The following is a 24,133-nucleotide window of genomic DNA, read 5'->3' as shown; positions in this document are numbered from 1 at the left end:
CCAGGACCTACATTTTCGGGTCGAGCCAGTCTCGCACCGCGTCGCCCAGCATGTTGATGCCGAGCAGCGTGATCGAGATGCAGAGACCCGGCAGGATGATCAGATGCGGCGCCTGGCCGATATAGGGCCGAGCCGTCGACAGCATGTTGCCCCAGCTCGGCGCTGGAGGTGGGACGCCCAGTCCAAGAAAGCTCAGCGCGCTCTCCGACAGGATGATCCAGCCGAACATTGTGGTGGCGAGCACGATGATCGGGGCGACGCAGTTGGGCAGCACGTGCCGCGCCATGGTGATGATCTCGCTGTTGCCCATCACCCGCGAGGCCTCGACATATTCCCGCTCGCGAATGGACATCACCGAGGCCCGCACCACGCGCACCACGATCGGCATGTAGGCAAGGCCGAGCGCAACGATGATACCCTCGCGGCTGGCGCCGATCACCGCCATCAGACCGAGCGCCAGAAGCAGGCCGGGGAATGCGAGGAAGGCGTCGTTGACCATCATGACGACGCGATCGACCCAGCCGCGCAGGAAACCGGCGAGAACGCCGAACACGATGCCGAGGATCAAGGCGAAGGCGACTGTCGCAAAAGCGATCCAGGCGCTGGTCCGCGCGCCGCTGGCGAGGCGGCTGAGCACGTCGCGCCCGAACTCGTCGGCACCGAGCAGGTGCTGGGGCGACGGCCCGCTGAGCCGCAACGGCAGATCGAGCTTGAGCGGATCGTAGGGGGCGATCCATGGACCGAACACCGCCAGAAGGATCAATGCCCCGGTGACGGCAATCCCGAAGGTCGCATTGAATTTCAGGCCGGGCCGGCCGAGCGCACGGGCGATCATGCGGCGACCCTCGGATCGAGCAGCGGATAGACGAGGTCGACGAGAAGGTTGACCACGACATAGATGAAGGCGATGAACAGCATCGTTCCCTGAATCACCGGATAGTCGCGGGCATAGATGGCGTCGACCAGCAGCCGGCCGAGGCCGGGAATGGTGAAGACGGTCTCGATGACGACGATGCTGGAAAGCAGGCTGCCGAGCACCAGGCCGATCAGGGTCAAGGTGGGCGCGAAGGCGTTCTTGAAAGCATGGCGCCACATCACAGCGCTTTCGGAAAGTCCCTTTGCCCGCGCATGGGTGATGTATTCCAGCCGCGCCACCTCGATCGTGCTGGCCCTGGCCATGCGCGCGATCGGGCCGGACTCGACGAGCACCAGGGTGACCACGGGCAGGATCACATAGAGAGCGGCTTGCGCGAAGTCGCGGCTGAAGGGCACGTAGCCGACGATCGGCAGCCAGCCGAGATAGAGGCCGAAGATCAGCATCAGCATCAACCCCAGCCAGAAACTGGGGATCGAGAGCAGGATGGTCGAGGTGGCGACGACGGTGATGTCGCCAAGACTGTCCTGTCTCCAGGCGGCCAGCATGCCGGCCGGCACGGCGATGACGGAGGCGACAAGCACGGCCAGGAGGACGATGATCGAGGAGACGGCAAAACGGTCGAGGATCAGCGGCAGCACCTCTTGCCCGCTGCCGATCGAGCGCCCGAAATCGCCTGTAAGGACGTTGCCGGCCCAGATCAGATATTGCACCACCACGGGCTGGTCGAGCCCCATCTGATGCCGCATGGCTTCGACCTGTCCGGGCTGTGCGAGGTCTCCCAGCATCAGCGTCGCAGGATCACCCGGGATGAAGCGCATCATCACGAAGACCGCAACCGACACCAGGATCAGGGTCGGTATGGCGCTGGCGATGCGGGTCAGGACAAAGCGGACCATCGTTTCTCCTGTGCTGATATCGAAGGTCGCCCCCGTGCCAGCATCGCCTTCTCGGCGCGCTCGCGGACCTCGTCGTCGAGGGTAAGTTCGTAGCGGGTGAATTCGCGGTTCTCGGCCGGCAACGGTGCGATCTCCATGACGCCGGCGGCTGGTTCGAAGACGATCATCGCCACCGTCGCCGAGAGATTGCCGCCTTTCTTCCTGATCCGCGGACGACAGACGCTGAACGGCGAAGCGAAATCGTCGAAGAGGGCTTCCTTCAAATCGTCGATCGTGACGTCCCCATGCCGCGCCGACAGGCGACGGCGCACGCGCTGGTCGCGATAGAGACTGTCCGGCACGTCGCGAAGCCCGGTCTCGCGCAGCTTCGACAACGCCACCGGGCTCTGCCAGTGATTGGCGTGGACGATCATGTCGTCGTCCGGATAGATGGCGAAGGCCTCGTCCGGCGCGCATTCGAAATCGACCGCGAAGCCCTCGGCGGTGCTCAGGATCATGTTGTTGGAGCCGGATTTCGGTGTCGTCGCCACCACCTTGATGGCGTCCGCGAAATGCTGCGCTTCAAGCGCCCGGCGCCGGATGAAGGGCAGCGGAATTCCGATCTCGCGATAGTCGCGGTCCGATTCGAGATAGTTCGCGGTGATGCCGATGCCGGCCGCGTTGAAGCCGCTGCGCGCCAGTCCGCCGGCTTCGGTGAAGGTGAGGAGGTCCGGCCCGTCCGTTCGCCGGATGCGCAGCACCACCGAGGTCTCGGCGCATTCGGCCTTCCAGTCCCAGTTCTGGCCATGGATGAGCCTGCCGTTGCGGGTCGCCTCCGGCAAGATCACAGCGCCCGTGCAGCCGTCGGGCTCGTCGTCGGAAATGCCTTTCTCGCGCCGGGCGAGCTGCAGGATTTCGGTACGCGCGTTGACCAGGACGATCGAGGACAGGTCGAGATTGGCGCCTGACGCGATCCCTTCCATTTCCTCGACGAGATCGGGCGCCCGTTGCCGCAAGCGAGGCAGGAAGATTTCGGAAAACCGCGCGACATCGTCCCGCCCGAAGCCGAACCGGTCGAGCTGCCCTGCGTAGAGCGCCACCGAAGCGCCGATGCGACCGCGCGCCTGTTCGCCATAGGCCATGCCGCGCGCTTTCGGCGCTCCTTCGATCTCGACAAGCGGAAAAGGTGCGACTGTTGTCATCAAGGGAAGCCTCAACTCGTTGAGTTCGGATACTAATGCATTTTGATTGAATGAAAAGCAGGAAAATTCGATAGATTGCCAGTTCGAACTGCGTGGCGCATATCTATAATGCGAAGATGCGAACGCCTGAGGAAGTGCCTATGAATGAAACGATCATCGACCGGCCGGCACGCGGCGAGACGGCCAGTCCGCTGCAGATCGATCTGGCGCGGCGGATCCTGGAGCGGATCAGGGATTCGGGCTGGACGGTTGGAACCCGCGTCTCGGTGCCCGACCTTGCCCGCACCTTCGGCGTCTCGCGTTCTCCGATCAGCGCGGCGTTGGAGCTGCTGGTCGCCCAGGGCATCTTGAGCCCGTTCGAGACGAGGGGGCTGCAATTGGCGCGCGAGGTCGCCGACCTCGACCCTGAGGATATCCTGCCCAGTTCACCGCTCGAGGAGCTTTACCGCAGGATGATGCGTGAGCGCGCGCTCGGCCAGCTGCCGCAAGAGGTGTCCGAGGCGGAACTGATGCCGCGCTATCAGGTGTCGCGCGGCGTCGTGCGCAAGCTTTTGCTCCGCTTTGCCGCCGAAGGGCTGGTGCAGCGCCTGCCGGGGCATGGCTGGCGTTTCGCCGACACACTGGTCGGCGAGGACGCCTACCGGGAAAGCTATGAATTCCGGACGGCCGTCGAATGCGCGGCGCTGCGGTCACCCATGTTCAATGCGGATCCTCAGCAACTGGCGCCGGTCCGCCGCGCTCACCAGCGCATCCTGGCGATCGTGTCGACGGGCAAGACGCTGATCGGCGGCGACGAATGGTTCCGGATCAACGCATCCTTTCACGAAGGGCTTGCGGCCTGTTCCGGCAACCGGTTCCTGGCGGATGCGGTGCGCCAGCAGAACAATCTGCGCCGGTTGCAGGAGTCGGCGGGTTTCGAGGAACTGCCGGCGGAACGCATCGAGCAGTCCTGCCGGGAACATCTGGCCATCCTCGATGCCGTCGAGGCGGGCGAGATCGAATGGGCCGAGGCGCTGCTGCGCCAGCATCTAAGGCAGGCATCCGAGTTCGCTTCGCCGCAGCGCTCGATCTGATGCCTGCTATGTCCGCGACGATGAGCATTTCCGTCGTCATTTTCCGCGCCTGATCACCACTGACAGCACCGAGACGACGGCGACGCAGCCCGCATGCTGGCCGCTCAGTGAGCCAACGCGCCGACGCCATCTCGGATCCATGCGGAATCTGGGCGATCTGGAACGAGCGTCTCCGCTCCGTCAACTCCCGGGAACTTTGGGACTGATTTTCAGCGGCGCATCATTCTCATCCGGATTGGGGACAGGAGCTTCGTCGGGAAGTCTGTCCGGGTCCGGCTCACGCACCGGCTTCGGTTCAGGAAACGGCGGCGGTGTGGGCGCGGGAGTGGGCGTTGGTTCGGGAGTGGGAAGAATGGCCATGGTGTGATTTCCTTCCGCTCGCACTCTGCCTTGGCGGGTCACCGACGTCGGCTGGGATTTTTGAAGCCACCCGTTTCGATCGGTTTTCGCTCGGGCTGACGCACGCAGAACGACCACGCATGCCTATGGTTCCGACGCGAACTCCGATGATCCACGCAGGCATCGGCATTCGTGGCCGGACGGGGCCGTCAGAAAAGTGATCGAATGGTCCGCCCATGAGGGCCTTGCCGGCGTCGTGGAGCGCCATAATTTCCATTTCAGGGTGGGACGAACTCACCTGCTGAATAGGAGGCGGCCGTGAAGCACCAAACACTTGACCAACTGCATACCGTTGCCGACGTTCACGCTGAAGCAACAGACCTCGTAGCGACTCGAAGCCAGCGTCTCGAACGTTGGGCGAAACTGCTGGAGAAAAATCCCGATCGACGTCTCGAAGCGTTGACCGGCACCGAATACAAGTCCCCTGAGATACGCGAGAAAATGCGTTACAACGACTCGCCTCTCACGGTTGCCTTCGAGGACCCGATCTTTCGCGCGCAAGGCTTGAGAGATGACACCTACGGTGAAGCCAAGCGCTTCTTCGAGCTGACCGACTGGCAGCTGCACGAAATCGTCTGCCATTGCCATGTCGGCGCCTCGATACGAGCGCGATGGGCTGCCTCTCGCGTCCGTTCGGCAATGTCCGAAAGGTTTGGTTTCTTCGCCTGGCTGCGAGGAATATTCATGCACTGACGCTTCGGGCACTGACGCTACGGCATTGACGCTGCCGGCATTTATGTTGGGGGCCGGCATGTTCGGGTGATGGGGCGGCGAAGTGATTTCCACGCCTCGCATCAGCGGTCGTTGATGAGCGGATAGGCCGTTTCGACGGCCATCCGCCATCGGCGAAGCTCGAACCATAGGCTCGATACCACAGGGATGCGCGGATTTCAGTCGGCGGGCGCCGTGTAGCGACGATGGACTGCTTCCGCAATGGCGGCGCGGCTTTCCATGAGGATCGAGCTATCGTCATCCTCGATGACAGCCGCTGCCTCCGCAAGCGCCTTTTCCTTGACCTGTTGCGGAACCGCTGGCTGTCGATTGCTCCCGCGCAAGGCAACGTCGCGGAGGCTTGGCCTTCAAGCCGGTACACACTCCTAGCCGATGATCCTGAATCCGTTCGGCTCCTGGCCGGCATCGACGTCCTGGGATGTCACGCTGGAGACCGACGCTCCGGTCGGCCCTTTCCACAACCGGTCCAACATGGTCGAAACCGCGCCTTCGGCTCCGACGATCAGTGCCGTTACGGATCCATCCTCCTCATTGCGAACCCACCCGGACAGACCGAGCCTCTCGGCCTCGGTCCGTGTCCACACGCGAAACGAGACGCCTTGCACCCTTCCCCTCAGTCTGACGCGTACCGCCTTGCGCCCGTCCTCCATGGTCGCCTCCGTGCAGTTGGTTTGTTCACACCTTCAACTCACCAGCGGCGAGAAAGGCTCCGCCATCACATTTTACGCTTTATGACGGCAACGGAACCATGCGGCGGCGGCTTTGTTTAAAAGACGGACAGCTGCAGGTTGCTGGGCCTCGGAGCCACGATTTCATGACCAACGATTCTCCAACGGGAGGCGCCATCCCGGCATCCGTTCCGACGATCGATCCGAAAGCGGCGCCGACGCTTCAACACGCCGAGGCCGAGGTCTTTTATACAGAGGCGATCCGCGAACTCGCCGCAACGGACATCCCCTTTCTTGTCGCCGGCACCTACGCGGTGAGCGCCTATACGGGCGTCACGCGCCAGACCAAAGACCTCGACATTTTCTGCAAGGCCGGCGACTACGCGCGCATCCTGGCGCATTTCAAGCAAGCCGGCTATGCGGTCGAGATCGTGGACGACCGGTGGCTTGGAAAGGTCTTCAAGAGCACGCATTTTTTTGACGTCATATTCGCATCGGCGAACGGCACCATGCCGGTCGGCGATCAGTGGCTGGAGCATGCGCGGCAAATCGAGCTGCTGGGCAGTCAGGTGCGGATCGTCGGTCCGACCGAGCTTATCTGGTCCAAATGCTTCATCCAGGACAGAAGCCGCCACGACGGCGCCGACATCGCTCATACCATCCTCAAGGCGCAGGATCAGATCGATTGGCGCCGGCTGCTTTCCTACCTCGAAGTCCACTGGGAGGTGCTGCTGATGCAGCTTCTCAATTTCCGCTGGATCTATCCGAGCGAGCGCGATCACGTTCCCGCCTGGCTGCTCGACGAATTGCTTGACCGGCTCGCCAAGCAGCGGGAGTTGCCTACGCCCCGAATGAAAATCTGCCGCGGGCGCCTGCTTTCGCCGACCGACTACGAGATCGACGTCAAGGAGTGGGGTTTTGCCGGCGTCGGCGGAACAGGAGAATTTCGTGATGGCTGAGAGGAACGAGGCTGCTACGGCAAGGGTTGGGAACGGCGGCACCGTGAGGATTGCGGCTATCGGCGACCTGCATGTGCGGGAAGACGCCCAGGCCTCCTGCCGTGATCTCTTCGGCGAAGTTTCGCGCGAAGCGGACGTCCTCGTGCTCACTGGCGACCTCACCAATCTCGGCAAGCCGCGTGAGGCCGAAATCCTTGCGGAGGATTTGCGCGCCTGCGCAATCCCGGTCGTCGCCGTGCTCGGCAACCATGACTATGAATCCGGCGCGGTCGAGGACGTCGCCCACATCCTTCGGCAGGCGGGCGTCCATCTTCTTGACGGCCAGACCACGGAAATCAAGGACGTCGGCTTTGTCGGCGTGAAGGGGTTCATTGGCGGTTTTGGATCACGCATGCTCGGCTCCTTCGGCGAGCCGGCGATCAAGGCGATGGTCGCCGAAAGCGTCAGCGAATCGATGCGGCTCGAAAACGCAATGCGGCAGGTTCGCACCAATCGTACGCTTGTCGTCCTGCACTACGCTCCGGTGGTCGAGACGGTCGCTGGCGAGCCATTGGAGATTTTTCCGTTCCTGGGCTCGTCGCGGCTGGCGGAGACGATCGATCGGTTCAAGGTCAGCGCCGTGGTGCATGGCCACGCGCATCGCGGCATCTATGAAGGTCGCACGCCCGGCGGTGCCCCGGTCTACAACGTCGCCATGCACGTGGCGAAGCCGACCGGCCGTCCCTACGCCCTGCTCGAAATCTGAAACACCCCGCGCCTCGTCAGCGATCGATCTCGCCGAACACGATATCGAGCGAGCCGATGATCGCGGCGACATCGGCGAGCATGTGCCCGCGCGACAGAAAATCCATCGCCTGCAGATGGGCAAAGGACGGCGCGCGGATCTTGCACCGATAGGGAGTATTGCCGCCGTTCGAAACCAGATAGACGCCGAACTCGCCCTTCGGCGCCTCCACCGCGGCGTAGACTTCTCCGGCGGGCACGCGAATACCCTCCGTGTAGAGTTTGAAATGGTGGATGGTCGCTTCCATCGAGCGTTTCATCGTCGCCCGCGGCGGCGGCGTGATCTTTTGGTTCGGAATTGCCACCGGCCCTTGGCCTTCGGGCGATCGCAATTTCTCCAGGCATTGCCTCATGATCCGCACCGACTGGCCCATTTCCTCCATGCGGACGAGATAGCGGTCGTAACAGTCGCCGTTCTTGCCGATGGGAATGTCGAAATCCATCTCGGGGTAGCATTCATATGGCTGTGCCTTGCGCAAGTCCCACGCCGCGCCCGACCCGCGCACCATGGGGCCGGAGAAGCCCCAGGCCCAGGCGTCGTCGAGGCCGATCACGCCGACATCGACGTTGCGCTGCTTGAAGATACGGTTTTCGGTGAGCAACTCGTCGAGGTTGCCGCAAACCTTGAGGAACGGATCGCAGAAAGCCCAGATGTCGTCCAGGAGCTTCGGAGGCAGGTCCTGGTGCACGCCACCGACCCTGAAATAATTCGCATGCATGCGGGCGCCGGAGGCGCGCTCGTAAAACACCATCAGCTTCTCGCGCTCGGCAAAACCCCAGAGCGGGGGCGTCAGCGCGCCGATATCCATGGCCTGTGTCGTGACGTTGAGGAGATGCGACAAGAGCCGGCCGATTTCGCAAAACAGAACACGGATGAGCTGTCCTCGCTTCGGGACCGAGATTTCCAACAACTTCTCGGCGGCGAGGCAGAACGCATGCTCCTGGTTCATCGGCGCGACATAGTCGAGCCGGTCGAAATAGGGCAGAGCCTGCAGATAGTTCTTGTACTCGATCAGTTTTTCGGTGCCGCGGTGGAGCAGGCCGATATGGGGATCGGCGCGATCGACGACCTCGCCGTCCAGTTCGAGCACCAGGCGCAGCACGCCGTGAGCAGAGGGATGCTGCGGTCCGAAGTTGATGGTGAAGTTGCGAACTGCGGCTTCGACCATGACGCTGCTCCGCTGTACCGGGTTTCAGGGCCGAAGCCCAGTGCTCCGGCCCGCCACGCCCGGACCACCGATCAGGTGCCCGCCAATCACGTGCCCGCCAATCACGTGCCCGCCAATCACGTGGTTGTCTGGATGATCAGAGTCAGCATGCCGTCGCCGTCGATGTTGGCGGCAACAACCTGCGACGAATCCAGCCCGTTCGCCGCCAGCACCGATGCTGCCTGTGGCGAGGCATCGATCGAGCTCTGCAGAGTAAGCAGATCTTCAACGCTGGTCTGGGTGATCACGGCCTCGGCTTGCGTCTTGAGTTCCGGCGGCAAATCCTCGAGGGCGACAATGGCAATGCCAGTAAAATTCTGGTCGGTGAAACCTTGATCCGGCAGGGCTTGGTCAGGCAGGGCCTGGTCAGGCGTTTGGTTGGGCAAGCTTGGATCGGGCAGGGCTTCCGGAGCCGGGGGTGCGATTTGGGGAAGCTGCGGGTCGGTGGATTGCGCGTGGATCGGCTGCGCCAGGGCCAATCCCGAAAGGGCGGCAATTGTCGTCAATATGCGCATGATCGTTCCTTCCGTTTTCCGTTTTGCTCGAGGAGGATCACCTGGTGACCACACAACCATTGTCCCGGATTATGGTTCCCGTCCGTCACGGATATGGCCATGGTGGAGCCTATCCTGGCGCGAGCGGTCGAACGATGGAACGATTCCGACAGGCGTTCATTCTCCCCTGATCACACCTTCATCACAGGATCGGCGGGGCGCTGCAGCTCGAGGAGAAAGCCATGAGAATCAGCGAGTGCATGACACGGAAAGTTCAGGTCGCCAGTCCGGACCAGTCCTTGCGGGATGCCGCACGAGCCATGGCCGATCTTGACGCCGGTGTTCACCCCGTGGGTGAGAATGAGCGGCTGGTCGGCATGATCACGGACCGTGACATTGCCGTCCGTGGCATCGCGGAGGGCAGAGGTCCCGACACCAAGATCAGGGATGTGATGAGCGCGGAGGTACAGTGCTGCTTTGACGACCAGGAAGTCGGCGATGTCCTTCAGAATATGCGCGATCTCAAACTGCGGCGAATGCCGGTGATCAGCCGCGACCGGCGGTTGGTTGGCATTGTCTCGCTCGGCGACCTCGCCACGAACGGCGAGCCCGCCTGGGCCGGCGAAGCGCTGGGCGGCATTTCGCAGCCGGGCGGCGACCATTCTCAGACGGCGCACTGATGCATCATAAACAGATTTGAAGTTCCTGCTCGATCGACGGCATCGGCGTTCAGGAACTTCGAATCCACAACCGTACTGGAGTCACTCCTTTGCGCTACAGGGCCGCACGCCCGGACGCGCGAGCACTTGGTTTGCGCATGATTCCCAGCGAAAATCGATTTCCGGGATCATCCGGGCCGACGCTACGCTACGGAGAATCGATCGATGACCCACAGCCATGTCCCGTCGCCCTGGCGGCGGGCGACCTCGGCGGTTACGGTGCCATCGGGAAGATGGGTTGACGTCAGTGCCAAATCTCCGCTGACAACAGCCGGAGCCTGATTTCCGGCGGCATATTTTCGGCCCGTTGCGGTGATGTCGGCGAAGAGTGCCCGGATCGCTTCGCGGCCACGCGTCAGTCGCCCGTCACCGCTGTCGACGACGGCATGCGGCTCAAAAAGCGCGGCCATGCCGTCGATGTCTCCCACCCACTGCCGGGAGATCAGCAGACGCTCCAGATCCTGGGGATCACGCGCCGGCTCGCGGCTTGCTTCATCGGTCATGGCGAAACTCCTCCGACGCTCGGTAGCAAAGCGTTCGATCCTGCGCCAAGTTTCGTTGGAAGACGAGCCGCAAGCTCCGCCATGCTGATCGCAAGGTGGAGCAGCCTGGCGATCATCCTCCCCAGCCGAGATCGCGATCCGCAACGCGCCATTCGGCGGTGCGGGCGCGGCGCCGGTGGCTGCGGCTGTCGTTGAGGAAGTCGGCGATCCTTGCCGCCGACTTCGCCGAGGCGAAAGTCAGCAGCCGATCGTGATGGACGACGGGCTCGCCGGTCTCATTGTCCCAGATCTCGAACCGGCAGCTTGGGTTCGGTATGGCTTCGAAACGGATCTTCATATCGATGGTCCCGGTGATCGTCGGACCGAGGTTCCGCGATCCCGGCTTATGGATGGCTTACGGGCGTTTGGATTATGCCTTTGGCAGCGGGCGCGCTCGCGCGGGTCGCCCTCGGCTAGCCGCCTTCGGCGCGAGGCGCTGGGCGACATGGTCGGCGATCGCCAGGCTTGAGGTCAGGCCGGGGCTCTCGATGCCGAACAGATTGACCAGGCCCTCCACGCGATGCACCGCCGCGTCCTGGATGACGAAGTCGGCATTGGCTTCGCCGGGACCGGAGAGCTTCGGCCGGATGCCGCTATAGGCCGGCCGCAGGCTGCCATCGGCCAGGTCCGGCCAGTATTTGCGGATCTCGTCGTAGAAGCGCTCGCCACGTATTGGATCGACGCGATAGTCGAGTTGATCGGTCCATTCGACGTCAGGCCCGAAGCGGGCGACGCCGTCGAGGTCGAGCGTCAGATGGACGCCGAGCCCGCCGGGTTCGGGCACGGGATAGACCAGCCGCGAGAACGGCGCCCGGCCGGCGACCGAAAAGTAATTGCCCTTGGCGTAGCGAAGTTCTGGCACGAATTGCCGGTCGAGCCCGTCAAGCGAGCCGGCAAGTGCCGTGGCGCCGAGCCCGGCGGCGTTGACGAAGCGCGCGGTGGCGATTTTAAAGCGCTCGCCGCTGGTGCTGTCGATCGTGTCGAGCACGATGCGCCCACCTTCAATGGCGCCCGAGGCGATGCGGGTGTTGAGGCTGAGCGCCGCCCCGTGCTCCTCGGCGTCGCCCAGCAGCGCAAGCATCAGCGCGTGGCTGTCGATGATGCCGGTGGCGGGAGACAAAAGCGCGGCCGTGCCGCGCAGCTTGGGCTCCAGCCTGCGCGCCTCTGCTGCGGTCAAGGGCGTCAAATCGCCCGCGCCGCAAGCAGCGGCATTGGCCAGGATCGAAGCGAGCATCGGCTCCTGTTCGGCATCCGTGGCGACGATGAGCTTGCCGCAGCGCGCATGCGGCACCGCCCGCTCCTGGCAATAACGGTAGAGCCTTTCGCGGCCTGCCACGCAGAGCCGGGCCTTCAGCGATCCGGCCGGATAGTAGATGCCGGCATGGATGACCTCGGAATTGCGCGAACTGGTCCCGGTGCCGATGGCGTTCTCGGCCTCGAGGATCAGGGTGTCCATGCCACGCCGCGCCATCTCTCGCGCGATCGCGAGGCCAATGACGCCGGCGCCGGCAACGATGCAGTCGACATGGTCCACGATCAGGCCACCTCAGCCTTGTTGTTGTGCCTGCTGGTGAGCCGTTCGGGAATCAGGTCTTGGCCATGCGCACAGCCGCCTTGGCGCAGGTTCTGGCGTTCAGCAGCCCCGAAGCTGAAATTCTGCATGTCTTTCGTCCATCCGCCGGCCCTTCCGAAAGGTCTTGACACCCTTACAAGAAACGGATGCAGCAAACAGCATTAATCCAGAGGCCGATGCGCACGCCGAACGGCGGCAGGACGCACGTCCCGGCATGCAGGACAGGAGCCATCATGGACGCTCGACCGAATTCTCCCGAAGCCCGCGACATCAGCTACCACATGCACGGCTACACCAATGCCCGCAAGCACGAGGAAGCAGGGCCACTGGTCATCGAGAAGGGCGACGGCATCTATGTCGAGGATCTCGCCGGCAACCGCTATATCGAGGCGATGGCCGGGCTTTGGAGCGTCGCGGTCGGCTTCTCCGAGAAGCGGCTGGTCGACGCTGCGGTGCGCCAGATGTCCAAGTTGCCTTACTATCACGACTTCGGTTCCAAATCGCATTCGCCGCTGATCGATCTCGCCGAGAAGCTGGTGCAGATGGCGCCGGTGCCGATGAGCAAGGCGTATTTCACCAATTCCGGCTCCGAGGCCAACGATACGGCCATGAAGATGATCTGGTACCGGTCGAATGCGCTCGGCCAGCCGGCGCGCAAGAAGATCATCAGCCGCATTCGCGGCTATCACGGCGTCACCATTGCTTCGGCGAGCCTGACCGGGCTGCCCAACAACCACAATTCCTTCGACCTGCCGATCGCCAATGTGCTGCACACCTCGACGCCGCACCACTGGCGCGAGGCGCTGCCGAATGAGAGCGAAGGAGAGTTTTCGAGCCGGCTTGCTGACGATCTGGAAAAGCTGATCCTGGCCGAAGGACCGGAAACCGTCGCTGCCTTCTTCGGCGAGCCGATCATGGGCGCCGGCGGCGTCATCGTGCCGCCGGCAGGCTACTGGGAGAAGATCCAGGCGGTGCTGTCGAAATACAACATCCTGCTCGTCGCCGACGAGGTGATCTGCGGCTTTGGCCGAACCGGCGAAATGTTCGGCTCGCAGACCTTCGGCATCAGGCCCGACATCATGGTGCTGTCGAAGCAGATCTCTTCGTCCTACCTGCCGATCTCGGCCTTGCTGATCAACGAGAAGGTTTTCGAGCCGATTGCCGACGAAAGCAATCGCATCGGCACCTTTGGCCACGGCTTCACCGGCGGCGGCCATCCCGTTGCGGCGGCGGTCGCGCTGGAGAACCTGAAGCTGATCGAGGAACGCGATCTCGTCGGCAATGCGCGCACGGTCGGCGCGCATATGCAGAAGCGGCTGCGCAAGCTCGCTTCGCACCCGCTTGTCGGCGAGGTGCGCGGCGTCGGCCTGATCGCGGCGGTCGAACTGGTCGGCGACAAGGCGAACAAGACGCCGTGGGAGACGGCCGGCGCGCTGGGCGGGCTCGTCAACGGTTTCATGCAGCAGAACGGCGTCATCTCGCGCAACATGGGCGATGCACTGGCCTTCTGCCCGCCGCTGATTATCACCGAGCCCCAGGTCGATCAGGTGATCGACGCGTTTGAAAGATCGCTTGAAGCCGCGGCCAAGCAGGTCCTGTAGTGGCGCCCGTCGCTCGAGATCATGCCGTTATAAGAGAACCGCATTTTTCTTATAACTGGAGCCGCCTGACATGAAGACGGTCGTCCGCAAGCGGCGTTATAAGAAAATTGCGAAAAACTTATAACGCCGCAGGAGAGGTTCAGGAATCCTTGTTGCCGTCGTGCGGCCAAATCAGAATGGTTTTGCGCGCAGACCCTGGGACCCATTCCGTTACCCCGGAGCGCTGCTGCGGTGCAGAACGCTTTGATCGCGGAGGGACAGCGCCCCCCTCTGTCCTGCCGGACATCTCCCCCACAAGGAGGGAGATTGGCCTTCATCACTGATTTCGCCAATCACAAACCTTGCAAAAAGGACGCTGTCCGCGAAGCTACCAATCTCCCCCCAAGTGGGGGAGATGCCAAATTTTGGCAAAGAGGGCAGGACAGAGGGGGCGCGAAGGATCGCTACAGAGCGCTTTTATTCTGAGCCGCAGCATTATGGACGGAAATTAGCTGGGATGACGAAGTCGTGGTGGCTTATGCCAATCGCCAGCGTTGGAGATCGGCTGCAGTCTGGTCGGGCAGCGGCCACCCACCGGCCTTTTCAGGCTCAGTCAAAGAACCAAATTCTCTATGCAGAGACTACGTGCTTCATCTTATCGGCAATCCGCAACGGCATCCGGAACGACCACCAGTTTGCCGACAAAATCCTTGGCAATGAAATCCGCCTGGGCGCGGTGGAAATCGGACAGCTTGTAGACACCGCCGACCAGCGGCCGGATCTTCTTCTCCTCGATGTAGCGGACGATACGAAGGAAATCGTGTCGCGTACCCTGGCTGGAGCCGTGCAGCTGCAATTGCTTGAGGTACATGGTGCGCAGATCGAGCCGCACGACCGGGCCGGCAATCGCGCCGGCGGTGGTGTAGCGACCCTCGGGCCGAAGGATGCGCAACAGGTCGTTGAAGATCGCACCGCCGACGAGGTCGGCAACCACGTCGATCGGCTGGCCGCCGGTTGCGTCGTTGACGGCGGCGGGCAGATCGGCGACGCCACGGGTGATCACCGCCTCGGCGCCGATGGCGAGCACCGCCTGTTCCTTGCCTTTGCCGACGACGGCATAGGGGCTGGCGCCGCGCGCCCGCGCCAACTGCACGATACCGGAGCCGACGCCGCCCGACGCGCCGGTGATCAGCACGCGCTCGCCGCCCCTCAATGCGGCGCGTTCGAGCATCTGTTCGCCAGTAAGGTAAGCGCAGCAGAAGGTGGCGAGCTCGACGTCGGTCAGGTCGGTGGCGACGACATGGGCATTCTCGGCCGGCACGGTCTGGTACTCGGCATAGCCGCCGTCTCGGCCGTGGCCCATATAGTCGATGTCGGCGAGTGAATCATCGTCGCGGTTGTAGATCGAGAAATCGACCATCACCCGCTCACCGATGCGGGCCGAAGAAACACCCTCGCCGACGGCAACGATGTTGCCGACCGTGTCGGTGCCCTGGATACGCGGGAAGGCCAGTGTATTGCCCTGACGCCGCCAGGTCGACACGGCGGCAGCATCTTCCTCCGTGCCGTAGGCGCCCTGGCGCACCCAGACATCGGTGTTGTTCATGCCGCAAGCGGTGACCTTGACCAGCACTTCACTTGGGGCGGGCCAGGGCACTTTCACGTCGGTGCGGTAGACGAGCTTTTCCGGTCCGCCGTGGCCGGTCAGCTGCACGGCGGCCATGGTGGCGGGGAGGGCTTTGGAGGTCATTGATGTTGCTTCCAGATATTCCAGGTTCGCGCTGCCCCTCACCCTTACCCTCTCCCCGTGAACAACGGGGAGAGGGGGTCGCCAGCGCTGGAGCTTGTCCCTTCTCCTCGTCGTTCACGGTGAGAAGGTGCCGGCAGGCGGATGAGGGGCGGCACCAAGGTCGATAATTAGATGCTGGCAAACACGCCCTTCACCGCATCCGCTGTCTTGGAGACGACGATGTCCGCCTCTTCGCGGGTGAGGCACAGCGGCGGCGCGAAGCCGAGAATGTCGCCTTGCGGCATGGCGCGGCCGATGACGCCACGCTCGGCAAGCGCGGTCGCGACCTGCGGCCCGATTTTTTGCGCGGCATCGAAGAACACGCGGTCATCCCGGTCGGCGACGAATTCGATTGCCGCCAGCATGCCGTCGCCGCGCACCTCGCCGACATTCTTGTGGCCGCCGACGGCTTTCGCCAGTTCGGCGCGGAAGTAGGCGCCGGTCTCGCCGGCGTTGGTCACCAGGTCCATCTCGTCGATCAGTTCCAGGTTGGCGACACCGGCGGCGACGCAGATCGGATGCGCCGAATAGGTCCAGCCATGGCCTATGCTGCCGAGTTTGTCGGAACCTTGGACCAGCACCTGCCAGACCTTGTCCGAGACGATGACGCCCGACAGCGGCGCATAGGCCGAGGTCAGGCCCTTGGCGATGGTGATCAGGTCGGGCTTGATGCCGTAATGGTCGGAGCCGAACATGGTGCCCAGCCGGCCGAAGCCGGTGACCACTTCGTCGGCGACCAGCAGCACGTCGTATTTGTTCAGAACCGCCTGGATCTTTTCCCAGTACAGAGCGGGCGGCGGCACGATGCCGCCGGTGCCGAGGATCGGCTCGCCGATGAAGGCGGCGACCGTGTCCGGGCCCTCGGCCAGGATCATCTCTTCGAGCTTGTCGGCACAGTGTTGGGAAAACTGTTCCTCGCTCATCGAGCGGTCGGCGCGGCGGAAATAGTAGGGCGCCTCGGTGTGCAGGATCGGCGCACGCGGCAGGTCGAAGGCGTTGTGGAACAGGTCGAGCCCGGTCAGCGATCCGGTCATGACACCGGAGCCGTGATAGCCGCGCCAGCGTGAGATGATCTTCTTCTTCTCGGGACGACCGAGCACGTTGTTGCAGTACCAGATCAGCTTGATGTTGGTTTCGTTGGCGTCGGAACCGGAGAGGCCGAAATAGACCCTCGACATGCCTTGCGGGGCGCGGTCGATGATCATCTTGGAAAGGGTGATCGACGCCTCGGTGCCGTGGCCGACATAGGCGTGGTAATAGGCAAGGTTCCTGGCCTGGGCGGCGATGGCGTCTGATATCTTCTGGCGGCCATAGCCGACATTGACGCAATAGAGCCCGGCGAAGGCATCGATGCTCTTGCGGCCGTTATTGTCCCAGATGGTGACGCCTTCGCCGCCGGCGATGATGCGGGTCGGCGATTCACCCCGCGCATGCGTGCCCATGTGGGTCGAGGGATGGAAGAAGTGGTCGCGGTCCCAGGCGGCGAGTTCGTTGGACTGGTCGAGCATTTTTTTACTCCTAAGGAAATGTCTCCGGCGCGGCTTACGCTACGTCCAGGCAGAGATATCTGAGATCGGTAAAGGCTTCGAGCCCGTGGCGCGAGCCCTCGCGACCGATGCCGGACTGTTTGACGCCGCCGAACGGGATCGGCGCGCCGGTGATCTTGACGCGGTTGATGGCGACCATACCGTAGTCGAGTGCACGGCCCATGCGCAATTGGCGGCCGCCATTCTCGGTGACGACATAGGCGACGAGCCCGTATTCGGTGGCGTTGGCGCGGGCGATGACCTCGTCCTCGCTGTCGAAGGGCGTCACCGCGGCGACCGGACCAAAAGTTTCCTCGCGCATGATCAGCGCATCGTCGGTGACATCGGCGAGCAGGGTCGGCCGGTAGAACAGCGGCCCGGCCGGATGTCTGCCGCCGCCAGTGAGGCAGCGCGCGCCATGGGCGAGCGCATCGGCAACCTGCTCCTCGACCTTCTTGACACCGCGCTCATGCATCAATGGCCCGATGTCGGTGTCTTCGGCCAGGCCATTGCCGATCCGCAGCGCCTCGATGCGCCTGGCGAAAGCGGCGCAGAAACGATCGTAGATCGGACGCTGGACATAAATGCGGTTGGCGGCGAGGCAATCCTGGCCGGAAGTGGCGAATTTGGCGTCGACGGCGATGGTCACCGCCTTGTCGAGATCGGCGTCGGCAAAGACGATCAGCGGCGCATGGCCGCCAAGCTCCATGACCAGCCGCTTCATCGTCGGCGCGCTTTGCGCGGCGATCAGCCTGCCGATCTCGGTCGAGCCGGTGAAGCTCATGGCGCGGACGCGCGGATCTTCGCACATCCGCCCAACGATGGTCGAGGCCTTGCCGGTGAGCACGTTGAAGACGCCAGCCGGCAGGCCGGCGCGTTCGCCGAGTTCGGCCAGCGCCAGTGCCGACAGCGGCGTTTCCGACGAAGGATGCGCGACGATGGTGCAGCCGGCGGCAAGCGCGGCCGCAGCCTTGCGGGTCAGCATGGCCGCCGGAAAATTCCACGGCGTGACGACGCCGACGACGCCGAGCGGTTCGCGCCGCACCATCATCTCGGCGTTTGGCAAATGGCTGGTGACGCTTTCGGCGTTGAGGCGCTTTGCCTCCTCGGCGTACCATTCGACGAAGGAGGCGGCGTAGTCGATCTCGCCAAGCGATTCCTTGAGAGGCTTGCCCTGTTCGAGCGTCATCAACAGCGCCAGATCGTCCTTGGCGGCGATGATCAGATCGAACCATTTTCGCAGGATTCTTGCGCGTTCCTGTGGGAGAGCCGCGCGCCAGGCGGGAAAGGCGCGCGACGCCGCGTCGATCGCCTTGCTCGTCTGCCTGGCATCGAGCGCGGCAACCCAGGCAACGGTGGCGCCTGTAGCAGGGTCGGCCACCCCAAAACTCTCGGCGGCTTCACTCGCCGACCAGTGGCCGTCGACATAGGCGAGTTGGCGCAGCAGCCGGCGGTCGGCGAGCCGGTCAAGCGCTTCGTGGCGTTGTGGGCGGGCAAAATGCGCGGACATGTTCGAGGTCTCCCGATGTCGAGGCGATGCGGAGAGACTATGCGCGCGGTGCAGACAGAGAGGCTGTTTGAGTGCTTGCGCGTAGAGAGATTGTCTCTATTGGACCGAAACACAGGACAGTCTCTCCGAGGCTGTAGCAAACAGTCGAGATTGGCTGAACCTCCTCCAACTTCGTCATCCCCGGGCGAAGCAGGAGCGAAGCTCCGTCGCGAAGACCCTGGGATCCATTCCGTGACCTTCGCCGAGGAATGCAGCGGAGCAGAATTCCGCATCGTCGCGGCGACCTGATGTCAGTTTCCCTAGACCTCACGACGGCGTCGGCAACAGATCGGCCACCGGCAAGGCGACCTCCTCCTTCACCGTCTTGGTGACGATGTAGGTGAAATAACGGTCGATGCCGATCTCGCGTTCGAGCAGGGCGTCGACCAGCCGCTGATAGGCGTCGATGTCGCGCGCCATCACTTTCAGCAGATAGTCGACGCCGCCGCCTACCGACCAGCAGGCGACGATTTCGGGGACGTCGCGGATGACGCGCTCGAAACGGTCGAAATCGGCTTGGCGGTGGCTGGCCAGCGTCACCTCCATCAGGACGGTGGCGACCGGCGCGACGGCGCGCATTGCAACCTTGGCGTGATAGCCGGAGACGATGCCGGCCTTTTCCAGCTTGCGCAACCGCATCCAGCACGGCGTCGGCGACAGGCCGACCTTGTCGGCGAGCGCCAGCTTGGTGATGCGCCCGTCGCGCTGAACCGCGTCGAGGATTTTTAGGTCGATCTGATCCAGTTTCAATGCGGCCATGAGCGTCCACTTTTTTCCGCGACACCATGACGGCGCATTATTTCGATTGTCAATTGCACTGATTTCGATCTCTAATATGTCATGACATTGTGGCGTCCAGATCCAGCGCTTATCCGGCGGCCGGCCTATCAATCGCTCGCCGACCAGTTCGCGCGCGCCATTCATGACGGACGGCTGGCCAACGGCGCGCGGCTGCCGACGCATCGCCGGCTGGCCGACGATTTGAAGCTTTCGGTGCAGACAGTCAGCCGCGCCTATGAGGAACTGATCCGCCGGGGCCTGGTCTCCGGCGAGATCGGCCGCGGCAGCTTCGTGCAGACGCAGCGCCGCGAACCGGAGCCGCCCTATCTGCCGGAGCGCCTTGGCGAGGTCATCGACCTGTCGATCCTGAAGCCGGTCTGCGAGCCGATGCATCTGGAGAGGCTGAAGCAGGCGCTGGGCTGGCTCGCCGAGAACCTGCCGTCGACCTCGGCGCTGTCGTTCCGGCCGAACATGGTGTTTCCGCGCCACCGTGCAGTGGCGGTCGAATGGCTGCGGCTGTGCGGTCTCGACGTGTCGGCGCAGAATGTCAGCCTGACCAACGGCGCCACGGCCGGCATGACGGTGGCGCTGATGAGCGTGGCGCCGCCGGGTTCGACCGTCGCCACCGAGGCGATCGGCCATCACACGCTGATCCCGCTGGCGCGCTATCTCGGCTTCAACCTCGAGGGCCTGCCGATCGACGACAACGGCCTGATCCCGGAGGCGCTCGACGAGGCGTGCCGGCTTTCCGACATCCGCGCCGTGTTCGTGCAGCCCTCGGTGATCAATCCGACTGCAACATTGATGAATGCCGCGCGGCGCGAGCAGATCGCTGCGGTGGCGCGCAGGCACGACATCGCCATCATCGAGAACGACGTGCTCGGGCCGCTCGTCGAGGGCCGTCCGCCGCCGGTCGCCGCCTTCGCGCCCGAGCGCACGCTCTACGTCACCTCCTTCACCAAGATCGTGCTGCCAGGCCTGCGCATCGGTTATCTCGCGGCGCCCGACCGCTATGTCGCTGCCGTCGCCAACCGGCATCTCGTCTCCAACTGGATGGCGACGCCGATGGTGGCGGAGATCGCGACAAAATGGGTGACCGACGGCACGGCGATGGAACTCGTCCGCTGGCAACGGTCGGCGCTGCGGCGGCGGCAGGAGATTGCCGCCCAGGTGCTTGCCGGGGTCGACTACCGCGTCCATCGTGACGGGCTGCATCTGTGGCTGGAACTGCCCGGCGACCGCGCCGAGGAGGGCTTCGTCTCACAGGCCCGCCTGCAGGGCGTGGCGATCGCACCAGGCACATCGTTTCGCATTTCGGCGGCGCCCTGGCAGCCGGCAGTGCGCATCTCGCTGGGCTCGACCACCGAGGGGGAACTGCGCGCCGGCCTCAGTGTTGTCACTAAACTTCTGCTCGGCGACCCGGAGCATCTGCTGCTGGCGATCTAGGCAAGCATTGCCGCGAAATTCTGCGGAGTCAGAAACATTGTCATGAGTTTATTTTCCTGATTGACATGATTTGGCGCGTTCCGCATCGTTAAGGCACAGCTTCTCCAGCACGGGGAAATTCTTTGTCCGCGCCCATCATCAAGATCAACGCCATTTCGAAAAGCTTCGGCACCTTCAAGGTGCTGGACGGACTGTCGATGCAGGTCATGCCGCGCGAGAAGCTGGCGCTGATCGGCCCATCCGGCTCCGGCAAGACGACGATCCTGCGCATCCTGATGACGCTGGAGAGGATCGACAGCGGCCACATCCAGATCGACGGCGAGCAGCTTTACCACATGAAGCGCAACGGCCAGTTGCTGCCCGCCGACGAACGGCATCTGGCAAGAATGCGCCAGAAGATCGGCATGGTCTTCCAGCTGTTCAACCTGTTTCCGCACAAGAGCGTCATCGACAACGTCACGCTGGCGCCGATCCTGACCAAGGGCATGGCGCGCGCCGCCGCCGAAAAACGGGCGATGGAACTGCTCCACATGGTCGGCATGGCCGACAAGGCGAAAGCGATGCCGGCGCAGCTTTCCGGCGGCCAGAAGCAGCGCGTTGCCATCGCTCGCGCCTTGGCGCTGCAGCCCAGGATCATGCTGTTCGACGAGGTGACATCGGCGCTCGATCCGGAACTGGTCGAGGAGGTGCTGAACGTCTTGTGGCGGCTCTGCTCGGAGACCGACATGACCATGCTGCTGGTCACCCACGAAATGGGTTTTGCCCATGATTTCGCCGACCGGGTTCTGTTCTTCGACCGCGGCAAGATCGTCGAGGAAGGCAAGCCGGACGAGATTTTCCGCAACCCCAAGCAGGAGCGTACGCAAGCTTTCCTGAAGAAGATCATCGCGGCCGGACATCGCGTCTGACTGCCATGCCCCAGGCGGCAACGCCGTCCTCCCAGGGCGGCGAAGCCGTCCCGTGGAACGACCAAACCAAAAGAGAAACAAGGAGTTGGGAACAATGAAGAAACTTGGCATTCTGGCCGGCGTCGCCGGTGTTGCGCTGACCGCAATTCTGGCCGCTTCGACCGCGGGATCGGCCGACGACAGCAAGCTCGAAGAGCTCAAGGCACAGGGCTTCGCCCGTGTCGCCATCGCCAACGAGCCGCCCTATACGGCGGTTGCTGCCGACGGCAAGGTCTCGGGTGCGGCGCCCGATGTGGCCCGTGAAATCTTCAAGCGTCTTGGTGTCAACGACATCGTCGCCTCGATTTCGGAATATGGCGCGATGATCCCTGGCCTGCAGGCCGGCCGTTTCGACGTCGTCACCGCCGGCCTGTTCATGAAACCGGAGCGCTGCGCGGCGGTCGCTTATTCGGAACCGGTGCTGTGCGACGCCGAGGCAATGCTGGTCAAGAAGGGCAACCCGAAGGGCTTCAAGAGCTATGAGGATGTCGCCAAGGATGCCACCGCAACGATCGGGGCGCCGGGCGGCGGCACCGAGGAGAAGCTGGCGCTCACTGCCGGCGTGCCGCGTGACCGCGTCATCGTCGTGCCGGATGGCCAGAGCGGCCTGAAGATGGTGCAGGACGGCCGCATCGACGCCTATTCGCTGCCGGTGCTGTCGATCAACGATCTGGTCAAGAAGGCCAACGATCCGAATCTCGAAGTCGTCGCCCCGGTGGTCGGCGCGCCGGTCTATTGCGACGGCGCGGCGTTCAAGAAGGGCGATGAGGCGCTGCGCGACGCCTATGACGTGGAATTGGCCAAGCTGAAGGAGTCCGGCGAATTCGCCAAGATCATCGAGCCCTACGGTTTTTCGGCCGCGGCGGCGATGTCGACGAGCCGCGACAAGCTCTGCTCGGCGAAGTAAAAAGTTGCCCCTCACCCTTACCCTCCCCTGTGAAGAACGGGGAGAGGGGCGCCAACGTTGGAGCTTCACCCTTCTCCCCGTCCCTATACGGGGAGAAGGTGCCGGCAGGCGGATGAGGGGCAGCGCCGACCTTCTGTAATAATCGCCAAGCGGAGAAATGCTTAGTTCATGACCCAATGGTCCGGCTATTTCGGCCTGATATTGCAGGGAGCGCTTGTTACCATCGAGCTGACGCTGATGGGGTCGGTGCTTGCCCTGATCATGGCCTTTCTCGCCGGGCTGGGGCGGCTGTCGCGTTTTTTCGCAATTCGGGCGCTGGCCACCGCCTATATCGAATTCTTCCGCGGCACCTCGATCTTCGTGCAGCTGTTCTGGGCCTATTTCGTGCTGCCGTTCATCGGCATTTCGCTGACGCCGCTGCAGGCCGGCGTGCTGGCGCTTGGCCTCAATGTCGGCGCCTACGGCGCGGAGGTGGTGCGCGGCGCCATCCAGTCGATCGGCCGCGAACAGTACGAGGCCTGCACCGCGGTCAATCTCGGCCGCTGGCAAGCCATGCGCCATGTCATCCTGCCGCAGGCGCTGCTGGTGATGCTGCCAACCTTCGGCAACAACGCCATCGAATTGCTCAAGGCCACCGCCGTGGTTTCGCTGATCTCGCTCACCGACCTGACCTTCCAGGCCCAGGTCGTGCGCTCGCAGACCGGCAACACGCTGGTGCCGTTCACCACCATTCTCGTCATCTATTTCGGCCTTGCGCTGATCATTTCGTGGGGGGTGCGTTCGCTGGAACGCCGCATGGCGCGCGGCCTCGACGGGGTGCGCGTCTGATGGATCGGGCCTCGTAATGGAATGGGATTGGAATTTCGTCTGGGAGATCATGCCGACCCTGATCGAGGGCGTGAAGATCACCATCCTGGCGACGCTGCTCGGCTCGGTTCTGGCAGCGATGGTCGGCTTGGCTATCGCGCTGGCGCGGCGCTCGCCGAACAAGGGCTTGTCGCGCAGCGTCGGCTTCCTTGCCGAGTTCATCCGCGGCACGCCGCTCTTGGTGCAGCTCTATTTCATCTTCTACGTGCTGCCGGACATCGGTATCCTGCTGCCGCCGCTGGTGGCGGGCGTCATCGGCCTCGGGCTGCATTACGGCACCTACACGGCCGAGGTCTATCGCGCCGGCATCGACAATGTGCCGCGCGGCCAGTGGGAAGCCGCCAAGGCCTGCAATCTCAATGCCAGGCAGACCTGGACCCACATCATCATGCCGCAGGCTATCCCGCCGATGATCCCGGCGCTTGCCAACTATTTTATCGCCATGTTCAAGGAGACGCCGCTGCTTTCGGCGATCACCGTGCTGGAACTGATGAACCAGGCCAAGAGCGTCGCCAACACCTATTACCGCTATGTCGAGCCGATGACCTTGGTCGGCGCCTTCTTCCTCGTCATCAGCCTGTTCTCGGTCGTGCTGCTGCGCTGGCTGGAACGCCGCTACGGGCGCATTGAAAAATGAC

General features: G+C 63.4%; 27 protein-coding genes. 11 read left to right on the top strand and 16 right to left on the bottom strand.

Annotated features, from left to right (window positions below):
• Positions 1–7: 7 nt before the first annotated feature.
• The 3 genes from AC0L2C_RS04485 to AC0L2C_RS04475 are packed head-to-tail and all read right to left on the bottom strand — an operon-like array spanning position 8 to position 2,954.
• On the bottom strand, positions 8–835 hold the full coding sequence (locus AC0L2C_RS04485; RefSeq protein WP_287238661.1) for an ABC transporter permease: 828 nt from the start codon (positions 833–835) through the stop codon (positions 8–10).
• Positions 832–1,773: an ABC transporter permease gene (locus AC0L2C_RS04480; RefSeq protein WP_023797824.1), complete on the bottom strand. Its 942-nt coding sequence runs from the start codon at positions 1,771–1,773 to the stop codon at positions 832–834. The genes AC0L2C_RS04485 and AC0L2C_RS04480 overlap by 4 nt, the downstream gene beginning before the upstream one ends.
• Complete coding sequence (locus tag AC0L2C_RS04475; RefSeq protein WP_023797825.1) at positions 1,755–2,954, bottom strand: C45 family autoproteolytic acyltransferase/hydolase; 1,200 nt, start codon at positions 2,952–2,954, stop codon at positions 1,755–1,757. Before AC0L2C_RS04475 ends, AC0L2C_RS04480 begins: the two co-directional genes overlap by 19 nt.
• A 140-nt stretch (positions 2,955–3,094) precedes the next feature.
• On the opposite strand from AC0L2C_RS04475, the gene AC0L2C_RS04470 reads away from it, so the two are divergent.
• A complete protein-coding gene (locus tag AC0L2C_RS04470; RefSeq protein WP_023797826.1) occupies positions 3,095–4,027 on the top strand; it encodes a GntR family transcriptional regulator in 933 nt (310 codons plus the stop codon).
• Positions 4,028–4,207: 180 nt separating this feature from the next.
• Here the strand turns inward: AC0L2C_RS04470 and AC0L2C_RS04465 are convergent, their stop codons facing one another.
• Complete coding sequence (locus AC0L2C_RS04465; RefSeq protein WP_084833640.1) at positions 4,208–4,387, bottom strand: hypothetical protein; 180 nt, start codon at positions 4,385–4,387, stop codon at positions 4,208–4,210.
• A 297-nt stretch (positions 4,388–4,684) separates the two neighbouring features.
• Here AC0L2C_RS04465 and AC0L2C_RS04460 point away from each other — a divergent pair, with 297 nt between their 5' ends.
• Entirely contained in the window at positions 4,685–5,119 is a 435-nt protein-coding gene (locus AC0L2C_RS04460) for a hypothetical protein (protein ID WP_084646611.1), read from the top strand.
• A 197-nt stretch (positions 5,120–5,316) separates the two neighbouring features.
• Here AC0L2C_RS04460 and AC0L2C_RS04455 read toward each other — a convergent pair whose 3' ends face one another.
• Together AC0L2C_RS04455 and AC0L2C_RS04450 are read right to left on the bottom strand one after the other, a co-directional pair.
• Positions 5,317–5,481 carry a hypothetical protein gene (locus AC0L2C_RS04455; protein ID WP_023797828.1) on the bottom strand — a complete coding sequence of 55 codons (165 nt, stop codon included), beginning with the start codon at positions 5,479–5,481 and terminating at the stop codon, positions 5,317–5,319.
• Between the two features lie 42 nt (positions 5,482–5,523).
• Positions 5,524–5,808, bottom strand: a complete 285-nt coding sequence (locus AC0L2C_RS04450) for an acylphosphatase (protein ID WP_023797829.1) — start codon at positions 5,806–5,808, stop codon at positions 5,524–5,526.
• 164 nt (positions 5,809–5,972) lie between these two features.
• Here AC0L2C_RS04450 and AC0L2C_RS04445 point away from each other — a divergent pair, with 164 nt between their 5' ends.
• Together AC0L2C_RS04445 and AC0L2C_RS04440 are read left to right on the top strand one after the other, a co-directional pair.
• Complete coding sequence (locus AC0L2C_RS04445) at positions 5,973–6,785, top strand: nucleotidyltransferase family protein (protein ID WP_023797830.1); 813 nt, start codon at positions 5,973–5,975, stop codon at positions 6,783–6,785.
• On the top strand, positions 6,778–7,530 hold the full coding sequence (locus AC0L2C_RS04440; RefSeq protein ID WP_023797831.1) for a metallophosphoesterase family protein: 753 nt from the start codon (positions 6,778–6,780) through the stop codon (positions 7,528–7,530). Before AC0L2C_RS04445 ends, AC0L2C_RS04440 begins: the two co-directional genes overlap by 8 nt.
• 16 nt (positions 7,531–7,546) lie before the next feature.
• Here the strand turns inward: AC0L2C_RS04440 and AC0L2C_RS04435 are convergent, their stop codons facing one another.
• Together AC0L2C_RS04435 and AC0L2C_RS04430 are read right to left on the bottom strand one after the other, a co-directional pair.
• Positions 7,547–8,737 (bottom strand): NADH-quinone oxidoreductase subunit D, encoded by a 1,191-nt coding sequence (locus AC0L2C_RS04435; RefSeq protein WP_287238659.1) that lies wholly within the window; start codon positions 8,735–8,737, stop codon positions 7,547–7,549.
• A 116-nt stretch (positions 8,738–8,853) separates the two neighbouring features.
• Positions 8,854–9,291 (bottom strand): hypothetical protein, encoded by a 438-nt coding sequence (locus AC0L2C_RS04430; RefSeq protein WP_023797833.1) that lies wholly within the window; start codon positions 9,289–9,291, stop codon positions 8,854–8,856.
• A 221-nt stretch (positions 9,292–9,512) separates the two neighbouring features.
• Here AC0L2C_RS04430 and AC0L2C_RS04425 point away from each other — a divergent pair, with 221 nt between their 5' ends.
• On the top strand, positions 9,513–9,950 hold the full coding sequence (locus tag AC0L2C_RS04425; RefSeq protein ID WP_287238658.1) for a CBS domain-containing protein: 438 nt from the start codon (positions 9,513–9,515) through the stop codon (positions 9,948–9,950).
• 182 nt (positions 9,951–10,132) lie between these two features.
• Here the strand turns inward: AC0L2C_RS04425 and AC0L2C_RS04420 are convergent, their stop codons facing one another.
• The 4 genes from AC0L2C_RS04420 to AC0L2C_RS04405 all read right to left on the bottom strand — a co-directional run bounded on the left by AC0L2C_RS04420 (position 10,133) and on the right by AC0L2C_RS04405 (position 12,193).
• Positions 10,133–10,492 (bottom strand): YybH family protein, encoded by a 360-nt coding sequence (locus AC0L2C_RS04420; RefSeq protein WP_128173110.1) that lies wholly within the window; start codon positions 10,490–10,492, stop codon positions 10,133–10,135.
• A gap of 112 nt (positions 10,493–10,604) precedes the next feature.
• Complete coding sequence (locus AC0L2C_RS04415; protein WP_023797836.1) at positions 10,605–10,829, bottom strand: hypothetical protein; 225 nt, start codon at positions 10,827–10,829, stop codon at positions 10,605–10,607.
• Positions 10,830–10,901: 72 nt separating this feature from the next.
• Positions 10,902–12,065 (bottom strand): NAD(P)/FAD-dependent oxidoreductase, encoded by a 1,164-nt coding sequence (locus AC0L2C_RS04410; RefSeq protein ID WP_287238657.1) that lies wholly within the window; start codon positions 12,063–12,065, stop codon positions 10,902–10,904.
• Between the two features lie 2 nt (positions 12,066–12,067).
• Complete coding sequence (locus tag AC0L2C_RS04405; protein ID WP_473522816.1) at positions 12,068–12,193, bottom strand: hypothetical protein; 126 nt, start codon at positions 12,191–12,193, stop codon at positions 12,068–12,070.
• Positions 12,194–12,337: 144 nt separating this feature from the next.
• Between AC0L2C_RS04405 and AC0L2C_RS04400 the strand changes: the two genes are divergently transcribed.
• On the top strand, positions 12,338–13,705 hold the full coding sequence (locus AC0L2C_RS04400) for an aspartate aminotransferase family protein (protein WP_128166604.1): 1,368 nt from the start codon (positions 12,338–12,340) through the stop codon (positions 13,703–13,705).
• A gap of 634 nt (positions 13,706–14,339) precedes the next feature.
• Here AC0L2C_RS04400 and AC0L2C_RS04395 read toward each other — a convergent pair.
• The 4 genes from AC0L2C_RS04395 to AC0L2C_RS04380 all read right to left on the bottom strand — a co-directional run bounded on the left by AC0L2C_RS04395 (position 14,340) and on the right by AC0L2C_RS04380 (position 19,298).
• Positions 14,340–15,434, bottom strand: coding sequence for an alcohol dehydrogenase family protein (locus AC0L2C_RS04395; RefSeq protein WP_473522815.1), 1,095 nt, complete (start codon positions 15,432–15,434; stop codon positions 14,340–14,342).
• Positions 15,435–15,601: 167 nt separating this feature from the next.
• Positions 15,602–16,981 carry an aminotransferase gene (locus AC0L2C_RS04390; protein ID WP_473522814.1) on the bottom strand — a complete coding sequence of 460 codons (1,380 nt, stop codon included), beginning with the start codon at positions 16,979–16,981 and terminating at the stop codon, positions 15,602–15,604.
• A 34-nt stretch (positions 16,982–17,015) separates the two neighbouring features.
• Positions 17,016–18,509 carry an NAD-dependent succinate-semialdehyde dehydrogenase gene (locus tag AC0L2C_RS04385; protein WP_473522813.1) on the bottom strand — a complete coding sequence of 498 codons (1,494 nt, stop codon included), beginning with the start codon at positions 18,507–18,509 and terminating at the stop codon, positions 17,016–17,018.
• Positions 18,510–18,815: 306 nt separating this feature from the next.
• Positions 18,816–19,298 (bottom strand): Lrp/AsnC family transcriptional regulator, encoded by a 483-nt coding sequence (locus tag AC0L2C_RS04380; RefSeq protein WP_287054708.1) that lies wholly within the window; start codon positions 19,296–19,298, stop codon positions 18,816–18,818.
• 90 nt (positions 19,299–19,388) lie between these two features.
• Here AC0L2C_RS04380 and ehuR point away from each other — a divergent pair, with 90 nt between their 5' ends.
• The 5 genes from ehuR to ehuD all read left to right on the top strand — a co-directional run bounded on the left by ehuR (position 19,389) and on the right by ehuD (position 24,132).
• Complete coding sequence (gene ehuR / locus AC0L2C_RS04375; protein ID WP_023797845.1) at positions 19,389–20,774, top strand: MocR-like ectoine utilization transcription factor EhuR; 1,386 nt, start codon at positions 19,389–19,391, stop codon at positions 20,772–20,774.
• 122 nt (positions 20,775–20,896) lie between these two features.
• Complete coding sequence (gene ehuA, locus AC0L2C_RS04370) at positions 20,897–21,682, top strand: ectoine/hydroxyectoine ABC transporter ATP-binding protein EhuA (RefSeq protein WP_473522812.1); 786 nt, start codon at positions 20,897–20,899, stop codon at positions 21,680–21,682.
• Positions 21,683–21,776: 94 nt separating this feature from the next.
• Positions 21,777–22,628 (top strand): ectoine/hydroxyectoine ABC transporter substrate-binding protein EhuB, encoded by an 852-nt coding sequence (gene ehuB / locus AC0L2C_RS04365; RefSeq protein ID WP_128246156.1) that lies wholly within the window; start codon positions 21,777–21,779, stop codon positions 22,626–22,628.
• 168 nt (positions 22,629–22,796) lie between these two features.
• Positions 22,797–23,456, top strand: coding sequence for an ectoine/hydroxyectoine ABC transporter permease subunit EhuC (ehuC, locus tag AC0L2C_RS04360; RefSeq protein WP_023797849.1), 660 nt, complete (start codon positions 22,797–22,799; stop codon positions 23,454–23,456).
• A 16-nt stretch (positions 23,457–23,472) separates the two neighbouring features.
• A complete protein-coding gene (gene ehuD / locus AC0L2C_RS04355; protein WP_027155679.1) occupies positions 23,473–24,132 on the top strand; it encodes an ectoine/hydroxyectoine ABC transporter permease subunit EhuD in 660 nt (219 codons plus the stop codon).
• Position 24,133 lies beyond the last annotated feature (1 nt).

This window comes from Mesorhizobium sp. WSM4845 (genome assembly GCF_055811455.1).
Note: the sequence above shows the minus strand (reverse complement) of the source record. Positions and strands in the feature narration are given on the sequence as shown.